The organism is Treponema primitia ZAS-1, from assembly GCF_000297095.1.
Lineage (GTDB): Bacteria > Spirochaetota > Spirochaetia > Treponematales > Breznakiellaceae > Termitinema > Termitinema primitia_A.
On record NZ_AEEA01000028.1, the window covers coordinates 24,331 to 37,303 of the forward strand.

The following is a 12,973-nucleotide window of genomic DNA, read 5'->3' on the forward strand; positions in this document are numbered from 1 at the left end:
GGTATTTAGCAATGTTTGAATCTATGAATAAAACACAGGCCGCTGTGGCGATACTGGAGCAGGTAAAGGCTTATTATCAGACTTTTATGCAGCAGCCTCCGTACCAGGTGGGGGACCGGATATCCTACGCCTCCCGGGTATTTGATGAACACGAGATGATGAACCTGGTGGACAGTGCATTAGAGTTCTGGCTGACTTCGGGACGGTATACCGACCAGTTTGAAAAGCAGCTCGCTGCATACCTCAAGGTCCCCAATTGTTCGCTGGTAAACTCGGGGTCATCGGCGAACCTGCTGGCGTTTATGGCGTTGACCTCGCCCCTGTTACAGGAGCGGGCTATACAGCGAGGGGACGAGGTGATAACGGTGGCGGCGGGATTCCCGACCACGGTAACCCCGATTATTCAGTATGGCGCCATCCCGGTGTTTGTGGACGTAACTATTCCCCAGTACAACATTGATGTATCCCAACTTGAACAAGCCCTATCTCCGAAAACGAAAGCGGTGATGTTGGCCCATACTTTGGGGAATCCCTTTGACCTTAACGCGATAAAGGCTTTTTGCGATGCCCATAAGCTGTGGCTGGTGGAAGATAACTGTGATGCCCTGGGGTCGGTGTATACGCTTGACGGACAAGACCGGTTTACCGGGACGATCGGGGATATCGGGACCTCAAGTTTTTACCCGCCCCATCACATGACCATGGGGGAAGGCGGAGCGGTATATACCGCAAATCCGCTCTTACACAAGATCGTCCGTTCCCTGAGGGACTGGGGCCGGGACTGTGTATGCCCCTCGGGTAAAGACAATCTGTGCGGTCACCGGTTTGACAAGCAGTACGGGGAGCTACCCCAGGGCTATGATCACAAGTATGTGTACAGCCACTTTGGGTACAACCTGAAAGCTACGGATATGCAGGCGGCTATTGGATGCGCCCAGCTTGAGAAATTTCCGTCATTTGTGACTAAACGGCAGCATAACTGGCAGCGGCTGCGGGACGGGCTTGCTGATTTGCAGGATAAGCTGATCCTGCCGGAAGCGGCGCCCCACGCAACGCCGAGCTGGTTCGGGTTTTTGATAAGCTGCAAGGATGGGGTAAACCGGAACAAGCTGGTGCAGCACATTGAAAGCAAGAACATCCAGACCCGGATGCTGTTTGCGGGGAACCTGGTAAGGCACCCTTGCTTTGACCAGATGCGGCATAGTGGGAACGGCTATCGGGCGGTGGGGTCGCTGGAAGTGACTGACCGGATTATGAACGACACGTTCTGGATTGGGGTGTACCCGGGAATGACCGACGAGATGATTGATAGGATGATCGATGTGATAAAGGATGAAATAAAAGGATGATAGAGAGACAGATTACGCCTATTAATGGGCTATACGTTTTATCTAATCCTGTCTTTCATGATAGCCGGGGTAGTTTTAAAAAGGTTTTATCAAAAGAAGTCTTTGATTCATTATCTTTAGAAAGCAATTTTACAGAATTATATTATTCCATAAATAAAAAAAATGTTATCCGGGGAATGCATTTTCAGTCTCCGCCAATGGATCATGTTAAAATGGTATATGTTATTACGGGGATTATCATTGATGTGTGCCTTGATTTAAGACGGACTTCAAAAACATTTGGTAACTATTTCAGTTATCAACTTTCCGGTGCTGATGATACATATTTGTATATTCCAAGGGGGATAGCACATGGGTTTGCCTCTCTTGAGGATGACACAATAGTGCATTATGCCCAGACAAGCTGCTATTCCAAAGAGCATGACTGCGGTATTAAATACGATTCATTTGGCCTTGATTGGAATATACCGAATCCTATTGTTTCAGATAGGGATAAAGCATTTCCTGATTTTTCTAAATTTAATACGGTGTTTTAACCATGAGAATACTAATTACCGGCGCAACGGGATTTATCGGTTCGCACCTTGTTGTATCGCTATTAAATGCCAAGCATACTATTGCAATATTAAAGAGAAAAAGTTCCGGACTTAAAAGCCTGGAATCTCTTCAGGAAAGAATTAATATTCTTGCAGTGGATACTTATTATGATATAAATACGGGCATAAAACAGTTTATGCCCGATATGGTAATTCATTTAGCGGCGTTATATATCAATAAACATAGCCCTGAAAATATAGCCAATTTAATAAATACGAATATTACCTTTGGTACTCAAGTTCTAGAAGCAATGATGGAAAATAGGGTAATGCAATTCCTTAACATAGGGACACGGTGGCAGCATATAGGGAATAAACGGTATTGTCCTGCTAACTTTTATGCTGCTACAAAAGCAGCCTTTAAGGATATGCTGGTTTATTACGAAGTACAGGGAATTAAGCATAAAACGATTGAATTATGTGATACCTTTGGTGCTGGGGATAATCGTAAAAAAATAATGGATATTCTTATATCTGCCTGTCAAAACAATGATGTAGTCGAATTAACTCCAGGGGAACAGATTCTTGATTTATCCTATGTTGATGATATCTGTGAGTTTATTACGTCAAATATTAGCGCTGCTGGTTTTTTTGACAATAAGACCATCTCGTTATCTGGTACAACCATACGGTTGCGAGAATTAGGTATGATGATTGAAAAAGCATTTAAGACATCGGGAAGCTTTAAATGGGGCGCCAAATCGTATAGGGATAACGAAGTAATGAATCCACCGATATATTATAAAAAAAATCAACTTAATAAAGATTCCCTAGAGAAATATATAAAAAATATGGCTCGGATCCTTGGGTATGGGAAGAAATAGGCGGGATAGATTATGTTGATATCAATAATAATTCCTACTCTAAATAGGTTAAGTTATTTAAAAAAAACAATGTTATCTGTTAGAAATCAAACCAATGATAATTATGAGATTATTGTTATTGATAATGCTTCTACTGATGGCACAAGAGAATGGCTGGAATCTCAACCCGATATTTTAATAATTTGTCACAATAATACTATACCCATTTATGAAAATTGGAATACGGGTTTTAAACAGGCAAAAGGAGATTTCCTAGTTCTTCTGTCAGATGATGATATATTACACCCTGACTGTATTAATATTATTCAATCCGTTCCGGATCCATTGCAATATTCGTTAATTATTGGGAGACATGATATAATTGATGAAAATGATAAAATCACTATAAATCAAAAAGGTTTCAATAACATTGAAAATGGTGTGCTTCAACCAAAAGAAGGATTATCCCTGTTTTCCGATGGTGTGGCTTTTCGTCTTTGCTCTATTTTTTTCAACCGGACTAAATTGTTACAATTAAACATTGACCTTGTGGCAAAAAAGTTTAAAATAACTGCTGCTGACAGTGAATTAATTCAATTAATGGCAATATCTTCACCAATTTATATTTTAGATTTGAATAGAAGCATTGCAAATTATCGAGTGTGGAAAAATTCAGGAACGAGTGAAACAATTTATTCAAAAGCATGGCATGATGAAATTGATATATGGATGGATGATTTTGAAAGTTTTTCCAAGGATATTCTAAGTTTAAAAAAAATTAAAGATGCAATTAGTAAAGTCAAATTATCAAACTTACATTATGCAATAATTGTTTATAGAAGTAAAAAAAATAAGACAAGTGGCACACGAATTTATCTTATTAAGCGATTACTTACGATTTTATTTGAGCATTTTTCTTTTATGAACTTAATGAAATCTATAAAATATTTACTTTTATTAATATAATGCCTATGTTTAAAAATTTATCAGAAAAGCAGAATCCATATTTTGGTGTATTAATTTCATATGTTTCAAAAGGGATATCTTTTGTTCTTTCCTTTATTTCAATACCCTTATTATTAAATAATCTGGAATTATCCCAATATTCACTGTGGATTACCTTAGTTTCTATAGTTAATTGGATTAATCTTCTTGATTTGGGAGTTGGGAATGGTTTAAAGAATACAATCGCAAAATATAATCACCTACGGGACAAAAAAGAATGTGCTTATTATATCACTGGCACATTTCAGTTTTTTTCCTTGATATCTGGGTTTTTAGTAATTTTAACATTAATTTTTTCAAAATATATTCCCGTTATAAAAATAAATATTGGATATTCATTTTTATTATACCTGCCGATAATATGTTTTTTTCCATTTACAACTTTTAATGCCGTATTACAGGGTAATCTTAAGAATGGGTTGCTTTCAATTATTTCTTTGGTTCGGGCATTATGGATTTTTTTTGCTGTTTTATTATTCAAATACACAAGCAGTGATAAAATAATTATTTGCGCAATATGTTACAATATTTTTAATATTTTATATTTTATATTTATATTATTTTCAATAAAGAAAATCTATTTATTTTCATTAAGTCAAATATTTAATTTTAAACTATTTGTTTTTGGTTTAAAAATAGTAAGGATCGGTCTAGAATATTTTATTTTACAAGTAACTTCATTAATACAATTTAGTATGGGAAATTATATTATTTATAATTTATTTAATAATCAGGTGGCATCATTTGATCTATTAAATAATAAAATATATGCAAATTTAGCAATTTTTTTTAATGCGGGTATTGCAGTATTTTGGCCTCAGTTTACATCAGCAATGGCATCGCATGATGCAGAAAAACTGATAAAATATCGCAGCCAACTTTTAATAATGCTTATAGTGTATATTTTTGGTTTAGGCATTTCGATTCCTATTATCACCCCTTTTGTAGGGTGGTGGACACAAGGCAAAATACTTGTAAACATTAAAGACATTATCCCCTTTGTTCTTTTTAATATAGTATTGTCAATCAATTATTATGAGGCCGTAATTTTAAACGCAGCTGAAAAAATAAATATTCAGATACTGTTTAGTTTAATGACATCAATATTATTTATTACCCTTGTTTCTTTCTCAAAGTATTTTTTGATAAAGTCTTATATTATTATTCCAATAATAAATACTTTGATATTAATTCCCAGTTTTTTCATTTATAAGATACATGCGGATAGAATTGTAAATTCATTTCGTAGTGAATGATTAGAATTAAAATATTGATATATGAGTAAGCCGTGAAAATTAAATTACATGCTATAAAAAATAGAATATTCCATTTGATTCCCTTGAGAAGGATTGATTCAACCGTCCATTTTACCGGTAAAAAGTATATTTCCATTGGGAGAAATACCCTTATAAGTCAAAACACTTGGTTAAATGTAAATCAGCGTTACAAAGAGAAGCATATTGTAATTGGGGATTATTGTTTTATTGGAAGGAATAATTTTTTTACATCAGGAGAACTGATACAATTTGATGATTATGTTATAACCAGTGTGAATTGTTGTTTTATTGGTGCTTCTCATGATTATAGTAATCCCCTAATACCTTATTATTTTGCACAAACAACCAATGCAAAAACTATAGAAGTAGGGTTTAATGTTTTTATAGGTGCCAATACAACAGTAATTGGAAATGTAATGATAGAATATGGTTCTGTAATTGGAGCTAACACCTTAATAAAAGACGGAGAATACCCGCCATTTTCATTACTCGTAGGTAATCCTGGGAAAGTGGTAAAACGATATTCGTTTAAAGATAAAGTATGGAAGAAAATTGATAATTGGAATCATGATGATGAAATGTCAATAGTGAAGATAAAAGAATATAAAAAAAGTATTTTGGAACAAAAATTTGAGAGAGGATTGCCATTGAAAGCGATAGGGAAATCAAATGGTAATCTTTTTAAATAGGCAGTGATTATATGAAAGTAATAATAATTGGTTCCAGTGGTTTCATAGGAAGTAATTTGGAAATATACTTATCTGAAAAAGCATATGAGGTATATTCATGTGATATTATAGAGAAAAAATGTAATGCAAAGTTTACGTTATTAGATAAAATTAATCCTGATTATAAATCACTGTTCATGAAGAATAAATTTGATATTTGTATTAATTGTAGTGGGGCAGCAAGTGTTCCATACTCATTTGAAAATACGATTTATGATTTTGAATTAAATTCTTTTAATGTTGTCAAAATATTAGATTCAATAAAAGTTTATAACCCTGAGTGCAAATTTATTAATCTTTCAAGCGCTGCTGTTTATGGGAACCCAATGGTGTTGCCTGTCTCTGAATCGAATGAACTATTACCAATTTCTCCTTATGGATACCATAAAGTTATAGCTGAGAAAATATTGTATGAATATTATAAGCTGTGGAACATAAGGACCTGTTCAGTGAGAATATTTTCAGCTTATGGGAATGGATTAAAGAAACAATTGCTATTTGATATTTCAAAAAAGATTCTTCTGGAAAAGGAAATACATTTATATGGCACCGGAGAAGAATCAAGAGATTTCATACACATAGATGATATATGTCAAGCTATTGATTGTATAATTAAAGGGGATAGTTTTCAATCAACACAAGTTAATATAGCTAATGGGAAACAAATCACCGTTAATGAACTTGTTGAAATATTTAATAAAAACTGGGTGCATAATAAAAATGTTATTTTTGACGGTATTGAGAGAATAGGCGACCCGAATAAATGGATAGCTGATATTACAATACTAAGATCTTATGGATATAGACAAAGTATAAGTATAGAAGATGGTATTAAAAGGTATATCAATTGGATAAAAAACGAAAAATTGGAATAATATATAGTAATGATGATAATTGGATTGGCGGAAAATATTATCTTGACAGTGTAATATCTATATTAAGTAATAGTAATCTATTTGATGTATTTATTCTTAGTAATAAGCGAAAAGTAGATAAATTAAAATTTATAAAATATGAAAATAATATTTTTGATATATTTTTCGAAAAGATAAGTTGGAAATTTAATATTTTAACAAAAATATATTTTAATATTTTTAGAAACAATATGTATTCCAAGTTACAGCATCTTGATGTTATTTTTCCTGCTGAAAGTAATTATTTATTTAATAAATTAGCTGATTCAAAAAAAATATTTTGGATTCCAGATTTTCAAGAAAATTATTACCCGTCTTTCTTTTTGAAAAAAGAAATTACCTCTCGTATAATAATGCAAGTAAATACAGTTTATTCAAAATCAAAACTAATATTATCGAGTAACGCTGTTTATAATGATCTGGTAAGGATTTATCCACATTATACTTGTGATATAGAGATAGTACCTTTCGTTTCATCTATATTTTTAAAGAAAGAAGATATATTACCTTACGAGCAAATAAAGAATAAATATAATATTCAATCTACTTATTTCATTTGTTCTAATCAATTTTGGATTCATAAGAATCATATTGTTGTTATCAAAGCGGTTAGTCTCTTAAAAAAAGAGAATATTAAGGTAATTGTTTATTTTACGGGAAAAGAATATGATCATCGAGATTCCGATTATTCTATGAAATTGAAAAATTTAGTAGCGGAATTAAATTTGAGCGAAAATGTCTTTTTTTTGGGGTTCATACCACGTAATGAGCAATTAACATTAATGCGCTATTCACAAGCGATTATCCAACCTTCTTTATATGAAGGATGGAACACTTCAATTGAAGATGCGAAGTATTTAAGTAAAGAAATAATACTCTCAGATATTGAAGTTCATAAGGAGCAATTGAATGACCGAGGATATTATTTTGACCCTAATAATGCATTTGCTTTATCAGTCATATTAAAGAATTTCCTTATTAAGGAAAATTTGTCTGTTGATTATTCATATAAAAATGCATATTTCGAGTTTACTAGAAAAATTGTAGATATTTTTTCTTAATCTTATGTTAAGATTATGGGAGTAATTAATATTCATTAGTAACATTTGAAATAAATTTTAAAACACATAATGGTAAATTTGATATTTATACAGATTGTTTTATATAATTTTATTTATAAGAAAGTTACAATTGTGTCAAAAAATAATATATGACCACAGATAAATTTATACTTCTGCTTTTAGATAATATTTGGATATATTTTTTATCATTATTATTGATGTTTATTGTTTATTTTCCGTTGATAAAAAAGATAGCGAATTGTTTAATTAATCCTTTATTATTTGCAGTTATAATGCATGTTCTTACAAACACAGTACCAGTGTTTTTATTCTTTACAGGTAGAATCCAAGAATATTATTTTTATTATTTTATCATAGCGGAAATAGTATTCACAATTGGGTTTTTATTATTTTTTTCAAAACCTATTTGCTGCAAATATGTAATTATAAATGATAATAATTATTCGAATATAATTTTTATTTTTTATTTGATTGTATTTGTTGTGAGTACTTTAATCACATATTATATTGAAGGTATACCAGCTTTTAAAGCATCGAGACTTACATTGAAATCTAATTTTACTGGAATATTAAATCGTTTTATTGGTTTTGCAAGTACATATATTACAATATTTGTATTTTATGTATTTAAATATAGGAAAAGAAAAATATTAACGGCTATTGTTTTGCTTCTTGTTGCCATAACAAGTGTTTTGTCCGGTTCAAAAAGTGCAATATTATCATTAATATTTAATTATTACTGCTATTTATATTTCTATGAGAATAAGTCATTTAAAAAGAATAAAGTCATATTATTGTTATCTCCATTTTTTATTATCGCAGCATTAATTGTTATATTCTTACGCTCTAATAGAAACATTCTTGATGCAATAATTTCATTGGCTCAAAGATTTATTGGTAATGGAGACATGTATTGGATAGCATTTGGAGATGATGCAGAGTATTTAGATAAAATCGTTATTAAACATAAGTATTTGTATCCATTAATTGGTTTCCTGTCTCCCTTACATATATTACCATCAAATATCTATGATGACTATATAGGTTTACAATTGTTTCGTATCATACATCCTACTTTAAATAATATTATGGGACCAAATACAGTTGCGCCTTTAATGGGAATTGTTTTATATGGATGGGGTGGAATAATTTTATGTTTTTTAATAGGCCTTTTTACATCTTTTTTAATATTTAAACTTCAAAAGAAAATACCTAAATCGATCACAATGGCTGTAATTTATTCTTATTTATATCAGAATGGAATTAGCTGTTTAACAGATCTAGCTGTGGGATTATCTGGAATTGTAACATTAATACTAAACATTATAATTATATATTTTATTTGTCTATTAATAAATCATAGAGTTAAGTATAGAAAAATAACTCTACGGAATATATATGTTTAAAATATCCATTATTACAGTTACATTAAATTCAGAACTAACATTGGAAAATACAATTCTATCTGTAATTAATCAAAAAGATGTTAATATAGAATATATTATTATTGATGGAAACAGTTCTGATGACACATTGAAAATTATTGAGAAATATAGAGATAGTATAGCCCTTATAATTTCAGAAAGGGATGATGGCATCTATGATGCAATGAATAAAGGAATTAAGTACGCAACAGGTGAATTTTTATTATTTCTTGGGTCTGATGATATTTTAGCAAATGTAAATGTTATTAGTAATGTTAGTAAAAGTATTGATGATTTAAATGCTGTATATTATGGAGACTCATATTTTTTTAAAAGGAATATTTTACATTCAGGGATATTTTGTGAATTAAAACTTTTTAATATAAACATATGTCATCAGTCTATATTTTATCCTAAGTCAATTTATAAAAAAAATATATATAATATAAAATATAAATACCTTGCTGATTATGATTATAATTTGAAAATATATAAAACAACAAGATTTTATTATATTAATATGCTAATAACATTATTTAATGATGAAGGTAGTTGTGATAAAAATATTGACAAATTCTTTTTAAAAGACAAAACGAAGATAATTTTAAATATTTATGGCTTTAATAAAACAATAATATATATTATTACAAGGCCTATATATTTAATTATAAAAAAAATACTTACAAAGATTATAAAATATTTGTGAGTATTATAGGGAATCATGAATAAAAATATTTGCTCTGTGATAACTGTATTTAATCCTGATACTAATAAACTTATGAAAAATATTGATATACAACTTGAATATATTGATCGTATTTACTTGTCTGTTAATTCATGGAAAAATCGGCCATTTATTGATAGTAAAAGAATTACTATAATAGATAATAGGAAAAATATTGGGTTATCAAAAGCAATAAATAAGTGTATAAGGCAGGCTGTTAATGATTGTTTTAATTATACAATCTTGTTTGATCAAGATAGTTATTTAGTAAAGGAAAATTTTGAATTATTATTTAATGAATTCATAGCGGCGGAAAGGATACAAAAAATATCGTGCATTGGGCCATCTTTGAATGTTAGAAATAATTTGATTACTATACCAAGATGGACAAAAGAAAATAAAACAATAAAAATTAATGATGTATTTTCTGTAAAGAACATAATAACGTCAGGCATGCTTCTTAATAATGAATATTTTATCAGTCTTGGTGGATTTGATGAACGTTTTCCTGTTGATTTCTGCGATTTTTTATTTTGTTGGAAGAGTACTTATAATGGGTATCTTGTTTTGCAGAGCACGAATGCTTATATAAAACATGAGATCGGAACCAATAATATTAATATAAAAGGACATACATTACATTTTCATGCACCATACAGAAATTATTTTCTTGTGCGGGATACATTGAATATTTGCCTCCTTGTTAAAGAGACGCCTTTTTTTATTCGGCTTAGGTTTTTATTTTTTTTGCCATTTAGGATGTTACTATTTTTATTTCTGCTTGAAAACAAAAATACTCGTTTAAGAATGTATTGGTATGGCTTGAAGGATTTTTTAATGTTGCAACATGGGTTTGGAAGCATAAAACATATTTTAGATGCTGAGTAAATAAAAATGCCATATAAAGTCCTTTTTGTTTCAAATACAGCTAATTTTTCTAAATTTAACAGACCATTTATGCGTTGGTTTAAATTGCAAGGATGGCAGGTTGATTATATATCAAGTGGAGAAGAAAATATTTTTGATTGTGATAATCAATACACAGTTTGTATAGCGCGAAATCCGTTTAGTATGAAAAATATCAAGGCATATAAAAAATTTAAAGAGATATTAGAAAATGATTATGATATTATTCATTGTCATACTCCAATGGGTGGGTGTTTGTCGCGTCTTGCGGCAAGAAAGAAAAGGGCGATGATTATTTATACAGCTCATGGGTTTCATTTTTTTAAAGGTGCCCCTTTAATAAACTGGTTGCTATACTATCCCATTGAAAAATATTTATCCCGATATACGGATTGTCTTATAACTATTAATCAGGAAGACTATAATTTTGCACGAAAAAAATTTAAGATGTCATAAATTGTTTTATATTGATGGTGTAGGGGTTGACTTTAGTCGATTTCACCCCGTGTCAGAAATAGAGAAATATCAATTACGTAAACAATTAGGTTATAACGCTAAAGATTTTATTATATTGTATATAGCTGAATTTATCCCACGTAAAAATCATATTTATTTATTACGGCAGATTCCAAGGTTACGGGAGTCTGTGCCGAATCTAAAAATTGTTTTTGCTGGTAAGGGTAAGTTATTAGATGCTTGTAAGAAGACGGTTGAAAAATTGGATGCAAAAGAAATTGTTGATTTTTTAGGATATAGAAATGATATAGATATACTTTGCCAAATTGCGGATATTCATATAGCCATAAGCAAGCAGGAAGGACTAGGTGTAAATAATATTGAAGCAATGGCCTCGGGTTTACCAATTATTTGTTCTAAAATACGTGGTCACATAGATGTGGTAACTAATGGTCGAAACGGTTTATTATTTGAATTATTCAACCCAAAGAAGATGGTGAATTCAATAATCACATTATATAGTAATCCTGTATTACGAAAACATATTGCGCAGAATAATGTTTTAGATGCGCAAAAATATTCAATAAATACTGCCATATCTAACATGGCTGAAATTTATCAAAAATTTATGGAAGAAGGTTAATATTTCTTTTATGAAAACAGCCCTTATCACCGGCGTGACTGGACAAGACGGAGCGTATCTATCAGAATTTCTCTTGAAGAAAGGCTATGAGGTCCACGGCATCAAACGCCGTTCCTCCAGCTTCAACACCCAGCGTGTTGACCACCTCTATCAGGACCCCCATGTCAAAAACAAACATTTTATTCTCCATTATGGCGATCTGACCGACACCTCAAACCTGATACGCATTATCCAGCAAGTCCAACCCGATGAAATCTACAACCTGGGCGCCCAAAGCCACGTGCAGGTTTCTTTTGAGGTTCCCGAATATACCGCGGACGATGACGGCATCGGTACCCTCCGCCTTCTTGAGGCAATCCGAATTCTTGGCCTGGAAAAGAAGGTCCGGTTTTATCAGGCTTCGACCTCGGAGTTATACGGCAAGGTCCAGGAAATTCCCCAGAAGGAAACCACCCCCTTCTACCCTCGGAGTCCCTATGCCTGTGCAAAGCTCTACGCCTATTGGATAACCGTCAATTACCGGGAGAGCTACGGGATGCACGCCAGCAACGGCATTCTCTTTAATCATGAAAGCCCCCTTAGGGGGGAAACCTTTGTGACTCGCAAGGTCACCCGCGCCGCTGCCCGCATCAAACTGGGGCTGCAGGACAAGCTCTTTATGGGTAACCTCGACTCCAAGCGGGACTGGGGCTTTGCCGGGGATTATGTGGAGCTCATGTGGCTTATGCTGCAGCAGGAAGAGCCGGATGACTATGTTATGGCAACCGGGGTTACCACAACGGTCCGTGATTTTATCAGCATGGCGTTTAAGGAAGCGGGAATTGTTTTAAAGTGGGAAGGCAAAGGGGTTGATGAAAAGGGTATCAATGCCGCCAATGGCGCGGTAACCGTTGAAATTGATCCCCGTTATTTCCGCCCGGCGGAGGTTGAGCTGCTTATTGGAGATCCTTCCAAGGCAAAGGTAAAGCTCGGCTGGGAACCGAAGGTGCAGCTTCCGGAGTTAGTTAAGATGATGGTAGCAAACGACATTCAATTGGCGGAGCGGGAAGTCCACCTGAAAAAGGGC

The 12,973-nt window shown here is 32.4% G+C and carries 14 protein-coding genes; all 14 read left to right on the plus strand.

The window, feature by feature from the left end; translation table 11 throughout:
• Positions 1–11: 11 nt before the first annotated feature.
• The gene (gene rfbH, locus TPRIMZ1_RS0103875; RefSeq protein ID WP_010254904.1) at positions 12–1,349 is read left to right on the plus strand and encodes a lipopolysaccharide biosynthesis protein RfbH; all 1,338 of its coding nucleotides are present in this window, start codon (positions 12–14) and stop codon (positions 1,347–1,349) included.
• Positions 1,346–1,885 (plus strand): dTDP-4-dehydrorhamnose 3,5-epimerase family protein, encoded by a 540-nt coding sequence (locus tag TPRIMZ1_RS0103880; protein ID WP_010254906.1) that lies wholly within the window; start codon positions 1,346–1,348, stop codon positions 1,883–1,885. Before rfbH ends, TPRIMZ1_RS0103880 begins: the two co-directional genes overlap by 4 nt.
• A gap of 2 nt (positions 1,886–1,887) precedes the next feature.
• A complete protein-coding gene (locus TPRIMZ1_RS18395; protein WP_010254907.1) occupies positions 1,888–2,769 on the plus strand; it encodes an NAD-dependent epimerase/dehydratase family protein in 882 nt (293 codons plus the stop codon).
• Positions 2,770–2,781: 12 nt separating this feature from the next.
• A complete protein-coding gene (locus TPRIMZ1_RS19655) occupies positions 2,782–3,714 on the plus strand; it encodes a glycosyltransferase family 2 protein (RefSeq protein ID WP_010254910.1) in 933 nt (310 codons plus the stop codon).
• A gap of 5 nt (positions 3,715–3,719) precedes the next feature.
• Positions 3,720–5,009, plus strand: coding sequence for a lipopolysaccharide biosynthesis protein (locus tag TPRIMZ1_RS0103895; RefSeq protein ID WP_010254913.1), 1,290 nt, complete (start codon positions 3,720–3,722; stop codon positions 5,007–5,009).
• 32 nt (positions 5,010–5,041) lie between these two features.
• The gene (locus TPRIMZ1_RS0103900) at positions 5,042–5,719 is read left to right on the plus strand and encodes an acyltransferase (protein ID WP_010254914.1); all 678 of its coding nucleotides are present in this window, start codon (positions 5,042–5,044) and stop codon (positions 5,717–5,719) included.
• An 11-nt stretch (positions 5,720–5,730) separates the two neighbouring features.
• Positions 5,731–6,633 (plus strand): NAD-dependent epimerase/dehydratase family protein, encoded by a 903-nt coding sequence (locus tag TPRIMZ1_RS0103905; protein WP_010254916.1) that lies wholly within the window; start codon positions 5,731–5,733, stop codon positions 6,631–6,633.
• Positions 6,606–7,733 (plus strand): glycosyltransferase, encoded by a 1,128-nt coding sequence (locus tag TPRIMZ1_RS19660; protein ID WP_010254918.1) that lies wholly within the window; start codon positions 6,606–6,608, stop codon positions 7,731–7,733. The genes TPRIMZ1_RS0103905 and TPRIMZ1_RS19660 overlap by 28 nt, the downstream gene beginning before the upstream one ends.
• A gap of 149 nt (positions 7,734–7,882) precedes the next feature.
• Positions 7,883–9,160 (plus strand): O-antigen polymerase, encoded by a 1,278-nt coding sequence (locus tag TPRIMZ1_RS0103915; RefSeq protein WP_010255424.1) that lies wholly within the window; start codon positions 7,883–7,885, stop codon positions 9,158–9,160.
• Complete coding sequence (locus tag TPRIMZ1_RS18410) at positions 9,153–9,884, plus strand: glycosyltransferase family 2 protein (RefSeq protein WP_010255426.1); 732 nt, start codon at positions 9,153–9,155, stop codon at positions 9,882–9,884. The genes TPRIMZ1_RS0103915 and TPRIMZ1_RS18410 overlap by 8 nt, the downstream gene beginning before the upstream one ends.
• A 15-nt stretch (positions 9,885–9,899) precedes the next feature.
• On the plus strand, positions 9,900–10,790 hold the full coding sequence (locus TPRIMZ1_RS0103925) for a glycosyltransferase (protein ID WP_010255429.1): 891 nt from the start codon (positions 9,900–9,902) through the stop codon (positions 10,788–10,790).
• Between the two features lie 6 nt (positions 10,791–10,796).
• Positions 10,797–11,264 (plus strand): glycosyltransferase, encoded by a 468-nt coding sequence (locus TPRIMZ1_RS19665; protein ID WP_051004276.1) that lies wholly within the window; start codon positions 10,797–10,799, stop codon positions 11,262–11,264.
• Position 11,265: 1 nt separating this feature from the next.
• The gene (locus TPRIMZ1_RS19670; RefSeq protein WP_051004277.1) at positions 11,266–11,907 is read left to right on the plus strand and encodes a glycosyltransferase family 4 protein; all 642 of its coding nucleotides are present in this window, start codon (positions 11,266–11,268) and stop codon (positions 11,905–11,907) included.
• 10 nt (positions 11,908–11,917) lie between these two features.
• The coding region (gene gmd, locus TPRIMZ1_RS0103935) for a GDP-mannose 4,6-dehydratase (RefSeq protein ID WP_010255431.1) at positions 11,918–12,973 on the plus strand (1,056 nt) is incomplete at its 3' end.